14 protein-coding genes are annotated in these 14,461 nt (G+C 64.1%); 4 read left to right on the forward strand and 10 right to left on the reverse strand.

Annotated features, from left to right (window positions below; translation table 11 throughout):
* Positions 1-900 (reverse strand): PaaX family transcriptional regulator C-terminal domain-containing protein, encoded by a 900-nt coding sequence (locus tag PYR64_RS18580; RefSeq protein WP_229778685.1) that lies wholly within the window; start codon positions 898-900, stop codon positions 1-3.
* 189 nt (positions 901-1,089) lie between these two features.
* On the opposite strand from PYR64_RS18580, the gene PYR64_RS18585 reads away from it, so the two are divergent.
* Together PYR64_RS18585 and PYR64_RS18590 are read left to right on the forward strand one after the other, a co-directional pair.
* A complete protein-coding gene (locus tag PYR64_RS18585) occupies positions 1,090-1,623 on the forward strand; it encodes a hypothetical protein (RefSeq protein WP_039243426.1) in 534 nt (177 codons plus the stop codon).
* A gap of 263 nt (positions 1,624-1,886) precedes the next feature.
* On the forward strand, positions 1,887-2,942 hold the full coding sequence (locus PYR64_RS18590; RefSeq protein WP_227453710.1) for an IS30 family transposase: 1,056 nt from the start codon (positions 1,887-1,889) through the stop codon (positions 2,940-2,942).
* Between the two features lie 49 nt (positions 2,943-2,991).
* On the opposite strand, the gene PYR64_RS18595 is transcribed toward PYR64_RS18590, so the two are convergent.
* The 6 genes from PYR64_RS18595 to PYR64_RS18620 all read right to left on the reverse strand — a co-directional run bounded on the left by PYR64_RS18595 (position 2,992) and on the right by PYR64_RS18620 (position 10,769).
* Positions 2,992-4,353, reverse strand: coding sequence for an aromatic acid/H+ symport family MFS transporter (locus tag PYR64_RS18595; RefSeq protein WP_275776926.1), 1,362 nt, complete (start codon positions 4,351-4,353; stop codon positions 2,992-2,994).
* Positions 4,354-4,355: 2 nt separating this feature from the next.
* Positions 4,356-6,746, reverse strand: a complete 2,391-nt coding sequence (locus PYR64_RS18600) for a bifunctional salicylyl-CoA 5-hydroxylase/oxidoreductase (RefSeq protein ID WP_275776928.1) — start codon at positions 6,744-6,746, stop codon at positions 4,356-4,358.
* Between the two features lie 14 nt (positions 6,747-6,760).
* Entirely contained in the window at positions 6,761-8,455 is a 1,695-nt protein-coding gene (locus PYR64_RS18605) for an AMP-binding protein (RefSeq protein ID WP_275776930.1), read from the reverse strand.
* A gap of 71 nt (positions 8,456-8,526) precedes the next feature.
* Positions 8,527-9,399 carry an acyl-CoA thioesterase domain-containing protein gene (locus PYR64_RS18610; protein ID WP_110504729.1) on the reverse strand — a complete coding sequence of 291 codons (873 nt, stop codon included), beginning with the start codon at positions 9,397-9,399 and terminating at the stop codon, positions 8,527-8,529.
* A gap of 3 nt (positions 9,400-9,402) precedes the next feature.
* Complete coding sequence (locus PYR64_RS18615) at positions 9,403-9,885, reverse strand: cupin domain-containing protein (RefSeq protein WP_055973957.1); 483 nt, start codon at positions 9,883-9,885, stop codon at positions 9,403-9,405.
* Positions 9,886-9,920: 35 nt separating this feature from the next.
* Complete coding sequence (locus PYR64_RS18620; RefSeq protein ID WP_275776934.1) at positions 9,921-10,769, reverse strand: fumarylacetoacetate hydrolase family protein; 849 nt, start codon at positions 10,767-10,769, stop codon at positions 9,921-9,923.
* Positions 10,770-10,904: 135 nt separating this feature from the next.
* Here PYR64_RS18620 and PYR64_RS18625 point away from each other — a divergent pair, with 135 nt between their 5' ends.
* Both PYR64_RS18625 and PYR64_RS18630 read left to right on the forward strand, forming a co-directional pair.
* Entirely contained in the window at positions 10,905-11,303 is a 399-nt protein-coding gene (locus tag PYR64_RS18625; RefSeq protein WP_018779341.1) for a RidA family protein, read from the forward strand.
* Positions 11,304-11,343: 40 nt separating this feature from the next.
* The gene (locus PYR64_RS18630) at positions 11,344-11,688 is read left to right on the forward strand and encodes a DUF1801 domain-containing protein (RefSeq protein WP_018779342.1); all 345 of its coding nucleotides are present in this window, start codon (positions 11,344-11,346) and stop codon (positions 11,686-11,688) included.
* Between the two features lie 58 nt (positions 11,689-11,746).
* On the opposite strand, the gene PYR64_RS18635 is transcribed toward PYR64_RS18630, so the two are convergent.
* The 3 genes from PYR64_RS18635 to PYR64_RS18645 all read right to left on the reverse strand — a co-directional run bounded on the left by PYR64_RS18635 (position 11,747) and on the right by PYR64_RS18645 (position 14,459).
* Positions 11,747-12,550: an IclR family transcriptional regulator C-terminal domain-containing protein gene (locus tag PYR64_RS18635; RefSeq protein ID WP_018779343.1), complete on the reverse strand. Its 804-nt coding sequence runs from the start codon at positions 12,548-12,550 to the stop codon at positions 11,747-11,749.
* A gap of 554 nt (positions 12,551-13,104) precedes the next feature.
* Positions 13,105-13,773: a 3-oxoacid CoA-transferase subunit B gene (locus PYR64_RS18640; RefSeq protein ID WP_018779344.1), complete on the reverse strand. Its 669-nt coding sequence runs from the start codon at positions 13,771-13,773 to the stop codon at positions 13,105-13,107.
* 2 nt (positions 13,774-13,775) lie between these two features.
* Positions 13,776-14,459 carry a 3-oxoacid CoA-transferase subunit A gene (locus PYR64_RS18645; protein WP_018779345.1) on the reverse strand — a complete coding sequence of 228 codons (684 nt, stop codon included), beginning with the start codon at positions 14,457-14,459 and terminating at the stop codon, positions 13,776-13,778.
* Positions 14,460-14,461: the final 2 nt, after the last annotated feature.

The raw sequence follows: 14,461 nt of genomic DNA on the forward strand, positions 1-14,461 counted from the left end.
TCAGGCGGCGGCGGGATCCAAAGCCTCCGAGATCACCTCGTGTGCGTGCGCCGCGGCAAGCGGCGCCGCCAAGCGGTGAACGGCCTGGAAGGTCCTGCGGACAGCGGGCCCATGCCACTCCGGCGGCAGGTAGTCCGCGGGCAGGTTCGGGTCCTTGTACGGAAACTTACGCCACAAGGTGAGCATGGGGATGTAGTAACGGAAGGCTTCGCGCCGCAACTCCTCGGTGGAACCGGCCAACGCGGCCTCGGGATCATCTCCAACCCGCCGCGTCCACTGCTCTTCGGCCCCCTCATAGAGTTCCAGGAACTCGGTGAATTGCTGGTCGAGTTCGTTCAGGTCCCACCATTCGGCGATCTTCGGACGCATGGGGCCGTCAAACACGTAGTCGCTGCGGAAAAGGTCCACGAATTCGATCAAGCCACTGCTTGTCAGCCGCTCCCTGGCCTGCTCAAGCTTGCCCGCCGGTGCGATCCACACACCATTGGCTACGGATCCAAAGCCTAGCCCCAGCAGTGCGGAGCGCAGCTGGTGCCGGCGGTTGCGCATGGACTCCGGCACTGAAAACACGGCCAGTACCCATTTGTCCACGGGGGCGGCCTGCTCAGGGGCGAAGATCCTCCGGTCGCCCTCACGGAACACATCGCTGACGGACTCGGAAATCTTGTACTTGGCGATGCCACCTTCACGCACGCTCTTGAGCACGCCCTTGGCCTTGAGCCTGGACACGGAAGAACGCACTCCCGGAGCGTCATATCCCAGGGAACCCAGCATGGAAATCAGTGCTGAGACCGGCAAGGCGTCGCCCGCGTTCCGGCCGTAGAGGCCAAAGATCGTGACGAGGAGTTGCTGGTGGCGCACCGGGGGTGCCGGGACGGCGAACATCGAAAACATCCTCATTTCCGCGCCAAATGTTCAGGCGCCAGTCCACTTCATCATAGGTGTGGGAACGCCGCCGCCTGCTCAACGAAAGGCCACGAACTGGCAAGCCCATAGTAAGGATGCTTACCATGGGGGAACACTTGAACTCCGCAACAGGATCAAGCAGCCACATCAGGTACTTTCCGCATCAACGATAGGAAGCACATCATGGCAGGAAATCTTGTAGCCCGTTCCATCCACGACCTCACCGCTGCGGCATGGTTCGGCGGCTCATTGATGGGGGCCATCGGGCTCAACGGAGCCGCCGCAGAGGCCAAGGACCCCACCGAGCGCACCCGCTTGTCCAGCAAGGGCTGGGGCAAATGGGCTCCGATCCAGACCGCGGCCTTCGCGGGCCACCTCGCCTCCGACCTCGCCATCGCCTGGGAGAACAAGGGGCGCATCGCCAAGCAGGACAACGTGGCCGCCAACACCGTCTACAAGACCGTGGTGACCCTGGCCGGAGCTGCGGTGACACTTTACGCAGGCATCGTGGGCAAGAAGGTTGACGAGCTCTCCGGCGAAGGCGCCGAAGGAGCCACGGAACCGCGTGCAGGTGCCTCCGATGAGCTGAAGTCGGCACAGACCCAGCTCAAGGCCCTTCAGTGGGCCATTCCCGCCTTCGCTGCCTGGGTCATCATTCTCGGTGCCAAGCACGGAGAGATGCAGCGCCCTAAGAACATCCTGAAGGGCCTGCGCTAACCACGCCGCGAGGTGGCAGTTAATGACAGTCCCGGGGTGGCGTCTTCAGGTGGCTAGTGCAACACCCCTGTAGTTGGAGGGGTGTCATGGTCAAGAAGTTGCCGTGGTCGGTTCGTGCGTGTGCGTATGAGCACTTGCTGGCGGGTGAGGACACGGGACGAAGTGCTGCCGCGGCTGGGGTGTCCCGGCAAGCGGTGTCGCAATGGGCGAAACTAGCGGGCATGGAACTTATCTCCGGCCCTGGTGGTGGCGTGCGTCTTCCGATGGCTTCGGAGGTGCTTTCGCGGGATAAGGAGCGAAGGTATCGGCGGCTGACTTTGGAGGACCGGGCTTATATCAAGGCCTGTCTGGGCTTGCCGGAGCCGCGTTCCATGCGACAGATCGCCAAGGAGTTGGGCGTGCATCCATCAACGGTGTCCCGGGAGATCCGCCGACACAGTATCGAGCATTGGGCCCGGCGCTATTACGACGCCGGGGTTGCCCAACACCGGGCACTGGTCCGCCGTAGACGGAACCGGCCCGTGAAGCTCTCTGCGGGAACGGCGGTGTGGAAGGAGGTCGTGGCACGCTTGAACCAGCGTTTCTCACCTCAACAGAGCGCTGCGGACCTGAAGAAGACGTTCCCCGAGCAGCCGGAGATGCACGTGTCCCACGAGTCAATTTACCAAGCCCTTTACGTGCAGGGCCGGGGTGCCTTGCGGCATGAACTTGCCGTGGAGAAGGCCCTACGTTCGGGCCGGACCGGTCGTAAGCCCCAATCAAAGCTGCCTGCCAGGAACGTAAGGCCCTGGCTTGAAGGGGCCCGGCTGAGCGACCGGCCCGCCGAAGTCCAGGACCGGGCCGTGCCCGGCCATTGGGAAGGTGATTTGGTCGTGGGTCCCGGTAACTCCGGGATCGTCACCTTGGTCGAGCGCTCCTCACGGTTCACTTTGCTGGGCCGGCTGCCGGGAGCCAGGGACAGCGCGACGGTCATCGAGGTCATGCAGAAAATGATCCACACCCTGCCCCAGGCGATCCTTAAAACGATCACCTGGGACCAAGGCACGGAAATGGCTCAACACGCCAAGTTCACAGTAGCGACCGGCTGCCAGCTGTTCTTCTGTGACCCGCACTCACCCTGGCAACGCGGCACGAACGAGAACACTAACGGACTGGTCCGCGATATCCACCCCAAAGGCACGAACTTCAACCAGGTCAGCGACGAAGAACTCGCCCACACCCAGCACCTGCTCAACATCCGACCGCGTCAAACACTCCAATGGGACACCCCAACTGAAAGACTGACCAAACTAATCGATGGTGTTGCACTAGCAAGCTGAAACCGCCGGTTCCCAATTGTCATTAACTGCCACCTCGCGGGGCTGCTTCCTAGACGGTGCTGACGGTGACGTCGTCGGGATCGACGTCGACGGCGGCGACCGGCACCTCAGGCTGCGGCTTGGGAATCATCGCCACCGCCCCGGCCGCCAGAACGGCGATGCCGGCAAAGATCGCGAAATTCGCCTCGAAAGGCAACTTGGAGCCTGCAATCCAGCCGCCGATCAGGGGCCCGGAAATGGCACCCAGCCGGGCAAAGCTCAGCGCCCAGCCCGTGGCTGTTCCACGGACCTTGGCAGGGTAGTAGTCGGCAATGTAGCCCGTGAGGACCAGCGACGTCGAGATCGAACCGACGCCGGCGAACGCCACGAACAGCAGATTCACCACCATGGTGTTGGGGAAGACCAGCAGCATGATGCCCAGGCCGCCCAGGATGTAGAACACCACCAGGATGAGCTTCTTGCCGTACTTGTCGGCCGCGCGGCCAAGGAGCAGGCCACCGATGGCAGAGGCGAGGCTGAAGACCAACAGGAACGTCAGGGACGAGCCGAGGTCGTAGCCGGCCTTCTTCATGATGCTCGGCAACCAGGTATTCAGCCCGTACACCAGCACCAGGCCGCAGAACAGCGAGATCCAGAAGAACACCGTGGAGCGCAGGTACTTCTTGGAGAACATGGTGGTGATGGTCTTCCACCAAGGATCCGCAGGCCCGCCGTTGGCAACCGGGGCCGCCGGGACAACAGGCCGGTAGTCGGCGATCTGAAGAGTAGCGGCCAAGGCCTTCGCCTCGGAACGGCGGCCCTTTGTCTCCAGGTATTCCAGCGATTCGGGCAGGAATTTCCAGATGACCGGGAGCAGGACAATCGGCGCCGCTCCAATGGCAATCACGGCACGCCAGCCACCCAGGGGCAGGACAAACAATGCAGCCAGGGCAGCTGCAACAATGCCCAGGGAATAGCCGGAGTACATGAGGCCATAGTTGAATGACCGCTTGTTCGGGGCTGAGTACTCGATGGTCAGTGCAGCCGCCACCGGGATGACACCACCCATGCCGAGACCGCCGATAAGCCTGAACAGCCCGAACAGTTCGGGGGTAGGTGCCCAGGCCGCGCCGGCTTGGGTGATCGTGAAGATCACCATGGATGCCAGGAGCATCTTCTTGCGGCCTACGAGGTCGCTGAGCGTGCCGATGAACAGAGCACCAATAAGCATGCCGATCAAGGCATATGACCCCAGGCCGCCCAAGGCCAGCGGCGACAGGTTCCATTCCTTGTACTCCGCAAGCGCGGGAAGGACAGCGCCGAGGACGCCGACGTCATAGCCTTCGGCGAGGATCGCGAGCCAGCAGCAGAACAACACCAGGCCCGTGGTCTTCTTAGGCACGTTCCAGTCGTTGACCGGTGCGGTAGCCACGGCTACTTCACCAAAACCGATGCAGCAGCCGACGCCGGGGTCCACCTGAGGTGCGTGGTGGCCTCGTCGATGTCCGCTTCCTTCAGCAACGAAAGGCGCGGACGGACGGCGTCAGTACGCGAGCTCGGTGGCTTGCGGCGTCCCGCCCGGAATTGCGGGATCCACCCGGCGCCGGGGCCCTGGTACTCCTGCTCCGCGGCGGCATGCAGGGTCCACTGCGGATCGTACAGGTGCGTGCGGCCCAGGGCGATGAGGTCCGCACGGCCGGCAAGAAGGATCGAGTTGACGTCGTCGTAGCTTGAGATAGCGCCGACGGCGATCACCGCCACACCTGCCGGAGCGGCCACTTCCTGGCGGATACGGTCAGCGAACGGCGTCTGGTAGCTGCGGCCGAAGGCGGGCTTCTCTTCCTTGGCCACCTGGCCGGTGGAGACGTCCAGGCCGGCAGCGCCGTGGGCGACAAAAGCCCGGGCGATCTCCACGGAATCGTCAGACGTGTTGCCACCCTCGATCCAGTCGGTCGCTGAGATGCGTACCGTCAAAGGCTTGCCGGCAGGCCAGGCCGCGCGAACGGCGTCGAACACTTCCAACGGGAACCGCAGCCGGTTCTCCAAGCTGCCGCCGTATTCGTCGGTCCGCTTGTTGGAAACCGGCGAAAGGAAGGAGGAGAGCAGGTAGCCGTGGGCCGCGTGGATCTCCAGAAGGTCGAAACCTGCCTCCTCGGCACGGACGGTGGAGGCAACGAACTCCGCCTTGATGGCATCCATGCCGGCACGGTCCAATTCCACCGGGGTCTGGTTTCCGGCGCTGTACGGCAGGGCGGAAGGCCCGACGGCGGTCCAGTTTCCGGACTCGAGCGGCTGGTCGATGCCTTCCCACATGAGCTTGGTGGAGCCCTTGCGGCCGGAGTGGCCCAGCTGCGCGCCGATCTTGGCGGTGGAGCGGCTGTGAACGAAGTCCACGATCTCCTTCCAGCTGTCACGCTGGCCATCGGTGTACAGGCCGGTACAGCCGGGGGTGATGCGGCCCGTTTCGGAAACGCACACCATCTCGGTCATGACCAGCCCCGCACCGCCCAGGGCCTTGGACCCCAGGTGGACCTTGTGGAAGTCGCCCGGGACGCCGTCAATAGCGGAGTACATGTCCATCGGGGAGACGATGATGCGGTTCTTGAGCTCCAGCCCTCCGATGCGGAACGGCTGGAACATGGCCGGGGCAACGTCGCCAAGGCCCTGGGATTCAGCGAAGTTACGCTCCACGGCCTCGGCGAATCCGGGATCCCGCAAGCGCAGGTTCTCCTGAGTGATGCGGCGGCTGCGGGTGAGCAGGTTGAACGCGAACTGGGTGGGATCCTGGTCCTTGTACTGGCCGATGCGCTCGAACCATTCAAGGGAAGCCTGTGCTGCACGCTGGGTCGACGCCACCACGGGCCGGCGTTCGGCCTCGTAGGCCTCCAGTGCTTGCTCCACCGAGGGGTGCTCGTGCAGGCACGCAGCCAGGGCCAGGGAGTCCTCCATGGCCAGCTTGGTGCCGGAGCCGATGGAGAAGTGGGCCGTGTGGGCAGCGTCGCCCAGCAGGACCACGTTGTTGTGGCGCCAGCTCTCGTTGCGGACCGTGGTGAAGTTGATCCACTTGGAGTTGTTGCTCAGGACCTCGTAGCCGTCCAGTTCCTCGGCGAAGATGTCGCGGATTTTGGCGATGGCCTTTTCGTCCGAGACACCCGGCGGGAAAACCTCGTTGGCGGTCTCATCGAAGCCCGCGGCGTGCCACACGTCCTGGTGCATTTCCACAATGAACGTGGAGCCCTCATCCGAGTAGGGGTAGCCATGGATCTGCATGACGCCCCACTCGGTTTCCTTCACGAAGAACTTGAAGGCCTCAAAGACCTGGTTGGTGCCCAGCCACATGAACTTGTTGGTCCGCGGATCCAGGTTCGGTTTGAAGGACTCCGCATACCGGGCGCGGATCTGGGAGTTGATTCCGTCGGCGGCCAGGACAAGATCGTAATTGGCCTCGAGTTCCTCCACCGGGGGAGCCAGGGTGCTGAACCGGACATCCACGTTCAGTTCGATGCAGCGGCGCTGGAGCAACTCAAGGAGTTCCTTGCGGCTCATTGCCGCAAACCCCTGCCCACCCACCGTTTTCATCTCGCCCCGGAAGTGGATGTCGATGTCGGACCATCGGGCGAACCGACGGCTCATGTATTCGGCCACCACGGGGTCGGCGTTGCCGATGCCGCCGAGGGTCTCATCGGAAAACACGACGCCGAATCCAAAGGTGTCGCTGGCAGCGTTGCGTTCCCAGAGGGTGATGTCGTGGGACGGGTCCAGCTGCTTCATCAGTGCTGCGAAGTACAGGCCACCCGGGCCGCCTCCAACGATTGCGATCTTCATGGTGATGCTCCTTTTCAGGCCTGGCTCTGGCCGGCAGGGGTAAGTTGCGGGGTCTGGCTCGCGCTCCCGGTGTCCTGTGCAAGGACTCCTTCGCGGAGCTTGAAGTGCTGGAGTTTGCCGCTGGGATTGCGCGGTAGTCCGGCGACGAAGCGGACGTCCCGGGGGTACTTGTAGGGCGCGATGGTCTGCTTCACGAAGTCCTGGATTTCCTTGCGCTTGGCGGCGTCGCCGGTGACTCCGTCGCGCAGGACAACGAAAGCGCAGACGATGCTGCCGCGTTCCTCGTCCGGGATGCCGATGACCGCGTTCTCCACCACGTCCGGGTGCTGGTCTATGGCCGATTCAACCTCCGGCCCGCCGATGTTGTACCCGGAGGAGACGATCATGTTGTCCGAGCGGGCCTGGTAGGTGAAGTACCCGTCGGCATCCATGGCAAAGGTATCCCCGGTGACGTTCCAGCCTCGCACCACGTAGTTCGCCTGCCGGGGATCATCCAGGTAGCGGCACCCGGTGGGCCCGATGACTGCGAGGCGGCCGATGTTGCCCGCGCCGAGTTCGTTGCCGTCGTTGTCCAGGATGGTGGCCCTGAACCCCGGCACAGCACGCCCCGTGGTTCCAGGGCGGATATCGTCCCCGGCAGCGGAGATGAAGACGTGCAGCATCTCCGTGGCCCCGATTCCATTGACCAGGCGCAGGCCTGTGGCTTCACGGACGGCTTCCCAGGTCTCCTTGGAAAGGTGCTCTCCGGCAGAGACGGCAATCCGCAGGCTGCGCAGAAGATCTCCGCGCTTCTCCTTCAGGATGGCCCGGTACGCCGTGGGGGCGGTGAACAAGATGGTGGCACCGGCTGCGGCTGCGTGCTCTGCCAGTTCCACGGGTCCGGCTTTCTCGGTGAGGAGGGATGACGCGCCGAAGCGGAGCGGGAAGACCACCAGGCCCCCGAGCCCGAACGTGAACGCAAGCGGAGGTGAGCCCGCAAAGACATCGTCAGCCGTGGGTTGCAGGATGTACCGGGCAAACGTGTCGGCGTTGGCCAGGATGTCGCGGTGGAAATGCATGGTCACCTTGGGCACACCGGTTGTACCCGAGGTCGGTCCCAGCAGGGCAACGTCGTCCGCGGCCGTGTCCACAGCGGTGAACTCCCCGCTCTTGCGCCCGCAACGGGAGGTGAGGTCGCCGTCGTCGTCCGCGTTGCCGGTGGTCGATCCGTACGCCAGGACAGTGACATCGTCCCCTGCCGCGATCGCGAGCTCGTCCACGAAGCGGTGGTCGGAAATCGCAACCACCGGCTTGGTAAGTCCGATCAGGGTGGCGACCTCGGTGGAGCGCAGCATGGGCATGGTGGTGACCACCACGGCGCCGGCCTTCAGGACGCCGAGCCAGGCCGCGACGATCCACGGGTTGTTGGGACCGCGCAGCAGCACACGGTTGCCGGGAACCACGCCGAGGTCTTCGGTGAGGACCTGGGCCACCTGGTTGGAACGGGTTTGCAGCTCGCCGTAGCTCCAGACAACGCCGTCTGGAGTGCGGAGGGCGGGACGGTCGGCACCGTATTGCTCGACAGCGTCGTCGATCAGCACGGCGGCAGCGTTGAGCCGGTCCGGGTATTGGAGTTCGGGGAGGGTGAATTCGAGCGCCGGCCAGGTATCGGCGGGCGGCAGGTGGTCGCGGGTGAACGTGTCCACGTGGGCCGATGGCAACATGCTCATGGCCGTTCCTTTCAGTGGTGCGTCGTTGAAGCTGGGGATGGGCGTTTTGGGGCGTGCGGGTTGCGGGCCGGTCAGGAGCCCGCGCGGATCATGCCTTCCTGGGCGACTGTTGCCAGGAGCCTGCCTTGCCGGTCGAAGAACCGGCCCATGGCCAGGCCCCTGTTGCTCTGGCCGGATACGGCTTCCTGGGCATACAGCACCCATTCGTCGGCACGGCCGTCGCGGTGGAACCACATGGAGTGGTCCAAGCTCGCCGTTGCGAGGCCGGGGCTGGACCAGTTCAATCCATTGACCCGGAGGAGCGGCTCCAGGATCGTGTAGTCGCAGACGTAGGCAAGGGCTGTGCGGTGGAGGTCGGCGTCGTCCGGCAAGGCATCGAAGGCTTTGACCCAGATGGCCTGCTGGGGGACCATGCCACCCTCCAGTTCGATATATACCGGACCGGGAATATGGCGCATGTCGAAGCTGCGTCCCGTCGACCAGTACTCCGCCGCCGCGCCGTCGGCCGCTTCAAGCGCTTCCGCCGCTGACCGCAGGGATTCAGGCTCGACGGCGGCAGGCGCCTCGGGCTGGAAGTCCGGACCGTTCTCGGGAACCTGGAAGGAACCCATCGCGGCGTACACCGGCTTGCCGTTCTGGAAGCCGCGGACTGTCCGCGTGGAGTATCCGCGGCCGTCCCGAAGGCGCTCGACTTCGTAGCGGACACTGGAACCTATATCCACCGGACGCATGAAGTAGCTGTGCATCGAGTGCAATGTCCTGTCAGCGTCCACCGAGCGCATCATGGCTGCTGCGGCTTGGGCCACCATGTCTCCACCATAGGCTTTTGGCCACGGTACGTACTGCGTGGTTGCTTCATACGCTTCGTCGAAAACCTCCGGCGTTGCCGGGGTCAGCTGGACGGCGCGGAGGAAGGTCTCCGAGGTCAGGGTTCCAGTGATCATGGCCTATGCCCTGCGGTAGTCGGCGAGGGTCTCGTCCGGAACGTCCTCGAGGTTGACCACAAGGTTTTCCGGAGTGCGGGCGGTCAGCCACACGAGGTCTTCCGTGACGGACATGTTGGCCTCGACGTGGGGCATGAACGGGGGCACGAAGACCCAGTCGCCGGCCTTCATGTCCAGGAACTCCGAGTAGTTCTCGCCAAAGTAGATCCGGCCGTGGCCCCGGAGCACATAGCCGCCGGTTTCGGCCTCACCGTGGTGGTGCGGCAGTGAACGGTACCCCGGGGTGTTGGATACCTGGCCGAACCAGATCTTGGTCGCCGGGGTGTGCTGGATGCTGACGCCTGACACGCGGATGCAATCGCCGGACTGTGCGGTGTTGGTGTCTTCTGCACCGGCGCGGGTAACAACCGGGACAACCTTGCCGTCAGGCTGGGCGTAGATGGAGTTGTCGCCGTCGAGGACGTATTCAGTGGTTGTCTGGCTCATGGGGTTTCTCCTTTGTGTGGGTTTCGGGACGTTTGTTATGACGCGGGGACTGCGACGTCGGCATGGATCCGGAACAGGTTTTCCAGCCGGCCGATCCCGTCGATTTCGGTGGTGAGGACATCCCCGTCCTTCAGGAAGCGGGGCGGAGTCATGCCCATGCCCACTCCCCCGGGCGTTCCGGTGAGCACGAGGTCGCCGGGGCGCAGGACAGTGAACCGGGAGATGTAGGACAGCAGTTGCGCCGGTCCGAATACCAGGGTGCTGGTGTTTCCCTGCTGCACGAGCTCGCCGTTGACGTAGCCGCGGACGTCAAAACTCTCCCCGGCCTCGTCCGCGGTCAGCATGACCGGCCCCACGGGGGTAGTGCGGTCCCAGGCCTTGCCTTGGAACCACTGCAGGGTCCGGTTCTGCCAGTCGCGCATGGAGACGTCGTTGGCAACGGTGTACCCGGCGATGGCTTCGCGGGCCTGGTCTTCGTCCGCCCGGTACAGCTCGGAACCCACGACGACGGCGAGTTCGGCTTCCCAGTCGACACGGTCACTGCCGTGGACTTCCACGGCGTCGTTGGCGCCTACCAGGGTGTCCGCGTACTTGGCGAACAAGGTGGGGTATTCGGGAAGCTCCCTGCCCATTTCCTGGATGTGGTCGCCGTAGTTCAGGCCGCAGCAGATGACTTTGCCGGCGCGGGGAAGCAACGGGGCAGGGTCTACGCCGGTGATGACCGGAGCTCCGGATGCCTGCGTTTCCTCCACGAGAGCCCGCCAGTCCGACCGGCCCAGGAGTGCGCCGACGTCGCTGGCCGGAAGCGCGAGCCAGGCGTCGTCGCCGGTGGCGATGGCCGCCGTCGTTCCTCCGTTGGCCGTGCGCAAAGTGGCGAGTTTCATTGCTTTTCCCTTCGAGATTCTGGATGTGTCGACTTTTTTACGATCGTCACATATGCTCAACGTAGCACGGCGGAAATGATCTGCACAGGGGCTTTTCAAAAGTTTTTGCAGTTGCCACAACCGAGGAGGAACAGCATGAGCCACACAACAATCAACCCGGAGTCACTGGCCAAACCATCCGGCTACGCGCACGGAATCCTGGCCGGCAACACGGTCTTCCTGGGCGGGCAGACAGCGTTGGACAAGAACATGAACATCGTTCCCGGCGGGATTGTGGAGCAGTTCAAACAGGCGTTCACCAACGTGCTCACCACCCTGCGCGAGGCCGGCGGCGAACCTGAGGACCTGGTCAACGTGACCATCTACCTCACCGACGTTGACGACTACATGGCCAACGGCCGGGAAATTGGACGGCTGTGGCGTGAAATGGCGGGCTCGCAGTACCCGGCCATGGCCGGCATCGGCGTCACGCGCCTGTGGCAGAAGGAAGCGTTGATCGAGATCCAGGGCATCGCGGTCATCCCGGAGCGCTAAGCCTCTGGCCTGGCGGGTTCCCGTGGTGAAGCATGTCCCTATGGGAACTGTCACCGAATACCTGGACACTGTCAGCGCGGGCAACCGGGGTCCGTTGGAACGGATCGTCGGGATCGCGCGGGAGCTTGCCCCTGACGCCGAGGAAGGCACCAGTTATGGGATGCCCGCGTTGCTGGTGGATGGCAAGGGCTTCGTGAGCGTGCTCGAAACGAAGAAGCACTTGGCGCTGTACCCGTTCAGCGGCCAGATCCTCCCCGAAATGTCAGAGGAGCTTGGCGGGTACTCGTGGTCGCCGGGAACATTGAGGTTCTCCGCGGACAACCCTGTGCCCGACTCCATGGTGCGGCGGATTCTGGAAACGCGGCTCGCGGCGATCCGGAAGTAGTTTTTGCACAGCTAATGCCCTTCTGAGGCCAGCTTGCGGGCATTAGCTGTACAAAAACTCAGTGCTTGGCCGAGACGTCCTGGGAAATGGCGTCGGCGGTCGCCACCACCTGCTGCCGCACTTCCTCCAGGTACTGGTCCGGATCCGGCTGCGCCGCAACGGCCTGGGCCTGCAGGGACACGTTGATCGCGGCCACGTTGTCTCCGTTGTTGTGGTTCCAGACCGGGGCAGCGATGGACATCAGCCCGAGTTCCAGCTCCTGGTCAAGCAGGCACCAGCCCTGCTGACGGACACGCTCGACGGCGGCCCTCAAGTCGGGCACGCTGGCGACGGTTCGCGGCGTGAGCGGGGTGAGTTCCGCCGTCGTCAGGTATGCCTCGAGCTTGGCCTGCGGAAGTCCGGCAAGCAGCACCCGGCCCATGGATGTCGCGTAGGCGGGGAACCGCGTGCCGACCGTGATTCCGACGTTCATGATGCGCTTGGTGGCGACCCGCGCCACGTAGAAAATGTCCTGCCCGTCGAGGACTGCGGCCGATGTGGATTCCCCAAGTTTCAGGCTGAGCTGCTCCAAGTGAGGCTGGGCGAGTTGCGGCAGGGACAGGGCGGAGAGGTACGAGTAGCCGAGCTGCAGCACTTTGGCCGTGAGCGCAAAGGTCTTTCCGTCGGTGCGGACGTAGCCGAGCTCAACCAGGGTATGCAGGAACCGGCGAGCCGTGGCGCGGGTCAGGTCCGTGCGGGCTGCGACTTCGCTCAACGTCATGACGGGGTTGTTTGCGTCGAACGCCCGGATCACGGCGAGGCCCCGGGCCAGCGACTGGACGTACTGGTCGCTGGCCTGCGGGGTAACTGCGGAGTCGGTCATGGTTACCAATCCTAGGTGGCGTTGCGGGGTCCGCTTTGCGCCCTAAGCGGGAAAAATAATATGCAAAGCGGGCCTCACAACGAGGAGCCCAGATTTGCGGGGCCTACCCTGCGGGCCATTCCAAGACAGGGCCCACGCCGCCCGGGTTCCCTGACCGAGCTTGCGAGGTTAGGGAGGCGGTGGGGATGTAAAGCGGGCCTCACAACGAAGAGCCCAAACTTGCGGGGCCTACTCTGCGCGCCATGCCAAGGGGATAGCCCGCAAAGCGGGCCCCACAACAGGGAGCCCAAACTTGCGGGGCCTACTCTGCGCGCCATGCCAAGGCAGGGCCCACGCCGCCCGGGTTCCCTGACCGAGCTTGCGAGGTTAGGGAGGCGGTGGGGATGTAGAGCGGGCCTCACAACGCGGGGGAGCCCAGACTTGCGGGGCCTACTCTGCGCGCCATGCCAAGGCAGGGCCCACGCCGCCCGGGTTCCCTGACCGAGCTTGCGAGGTTAGGGAGGCGGTGGGGATGTAGAGCGGGCCCCACAACGGGGAGCCCAGTTTTGCGGGGCCTACTCTGCCTTTTTCAGCGGAAGGGGCACGAGTTCCTGGATCTCGTCGAAGGTGCAGCCGAAGGTCTCGCGGACGGTGACGCCGTCGGGTCCTGTGAGGAACACTGCCTTGTCCGTGTAGACGCGGGTCACGCAGCCGACGCCGGTCAGCGGGTACGTGCACTTCTCCACGAGCTTGGACACGCCCTCGCGGGTCAGCAGGGTCATCATCACGAAGACATCCTTGGCGCCGGTGGCGAGGTCCATCGCGCCACCCACGGCGGGAATAGCGTCCGGGGCCCCGGTGTGCCAGTTGGCGAGGTCGCCGGTGGCGGAGACTTGGAAGGCCCCGAGGACGCAGATGTCCAGGTGCCCGCCGCGCATGATCGCGAACGAGTCGGCGTGGTGGAAGTACGAAGCTCCGGGAAGTTCGGTGACGGGGATTTTGCCGGCGTTGATCAAATCGCCGTCAATCTCCTCGCCAACAGCGGCCGGGCCCATACCGAGCATCCCGTTCTCCGTGTGGAGCGTGATGTTCTGTTCCTCGGTGAGGTAGTTGGACACGAGCGTCGGCTGACCAATGCCCAGGTTCACGAACGAACCGGGAGCGATGTCGCGGGCCACCAGCTGGGCGAGTTCGTCGCGGCCCAACGGCTTCTCGGAGGTTTGGATGCTTGTTTGGGTGCTCATGATCAGGCCACCTGCTCTGCTCGGGAACCGCCGACGCGGACCACGCTGTTGACGTAAATACCGGGTGTCACCACGTTCTCCGGATCCAGCGAACCGGTGGGGACGATCTCCGAGACCTGCACAATGGTGTGCTTGGCTGCGGCGGCCATGATCGGGCCGAAGTTCCGGGCGGTCTTGCGGTAGACGAGGTTGCCCTTGCCGTCGGCCTTGAGCGCCTTGATCAGCGCGACGTCGGCGTGGATCGGGGTCTCAAATACCTGCCACTTCCCGTCCAGCAAACGGGTTTCCTTGCCTTCAGCCAAGGTGGTGCCGTAGCCGGTGGGGGTGAAGAACCCGCCAATCCCGGCGCCGGCGGCTCGGATACGCTCGGCCAGGTTGCCCTGCGGCACGAGCTCCAACTCGATCTCACCGGCATGGAACTTAGCGTCGAAGTGCCAGGAATCGGACTGCCGCGGGAAGGAACAGATCATCTTGCGGACCCGGCCTTCCTTGATCAGCAACGCCAGGCCTTGGTCGCCCTGGCCGGCGTTGTTGTTCACCACGGTCAGGTCCTTCGCGCCACAATCCATCAGGGCATCAATGAGTTCGAACGGCTGCCCGGCATTGCCGAACCCGCCGATCATCACCGTGGACCCGTCCTTGATGCCGGCGACAGCCTCGCCAACAGTGTCAATGAAATTCAACATCG

Origin of the sequence: Paenarthrobacter sp. Y-19, from assembly GCF_029223985.1 — a bacterium.
In the GTDB taxonomy this organism is placed as follows: domain Bacteria; phylum Actinomycetota; class Actinomycetes; order Actinomycetales; family Micrococcaceae; genus Arthrobacter; species Arthrobacter nicotinovorans.

Excerpts from the sequence above, each read along its gene's own strand:
- PYR64_RS18580 (WP_229778685.1), bottom strand. The coding sequence starts at position 900 with ATGAGGATGTTTTCGATGTTCGCCGTCCCGGCACCCCCGGTGCGCCAC.
- PYR64_RS18585 (WP_039243426.1), top strand. The coding sequence starts at position 1,090 with ATGGCAGGAAATCTTGTAGCCCGTTCCATCCACGACCTCACCGCTGCG.
- PYR64_RS18590 (WP_227453710.1), top strand. The coding sequence starts at position 1,887 with ATGGCTTCGGAGGTGCTTTCGCGGGATAAGGAGCGAAGGTATCGGCGG.
- PYR64_RS18600 (WP_275776928.1), bottom strand. The coding sequence starts at position 6,746 with ATGAAGATCGCAATCGTTGGAGGCGGCCCGGGTGGCCTGTACTTCGCA.
- PYR64_RS18605 (WP_275776930.1), bottom strand. The coding sequence starts at position 8,455 with ATGAGCATGTTGCCATCGGCCCACGTGGACACGTTCACCCGCGACCAC.
- PYR64_RS18610 (WP_110504729.1), bottom strand. The coding sequence starts at position 9,399 with ATGATCACTGGAACCCTGACCTCGGAGACCTTCCTCCGCGCCGTCCAG.
- PYR64_RS18615 (WP_055973957.1), bottom strand. The coding sequence starts at position 9,885 with ATGAGCCAGACAACCACTGAATACGTCCTCGACGGCGACAACTCCATC.
- PYR64_RS18620 (WP_275776934.1), bottom strand. The coding sequence starts at position 10,769 with ATGAAACTCGCCACTTTGCGCACGGCCAACGGAGGAACGACGGCGGCC.
- PYR64_RS18625 (WP_018779341.1), top strand. The coding sequence starts at position 10,905 with ATGAGCCACACAACAATCAACCCGGAGTCACTGGCCAAACCATCCGGC.
- PYR64_RS18630 (WP_018779342.1), top strand. The coding sequence starts at position 11,344 with ATGGGAACTGTCACCGAATACCTGGACACTGTCAGCGCGGGCAACCGG.
- PYR64_RS18635 (WP_018779343.1), bottom strand. The coding sequence starts at position 12,550 with ATGACCGACTCCGCAGTTACCCCGCAGGCCAGCGACCAGTACGTCCAG.
- PYR64_RS18640 (WP_018779344.1), bottom strand. The coding sequence starts at position 13,773 with ATGAGCACCCAAACAAGCATCCAAACCTCCGAGAAGCCGTTGGGCCGC.
- PYR64_RS18645 (WP_018779345.1), bottom strand. The coding sequence starts at position 14,459 with ATGTTGAATTTCATTGACACTGTTGGCGAGGCTGTCGCCGGCATCAAG.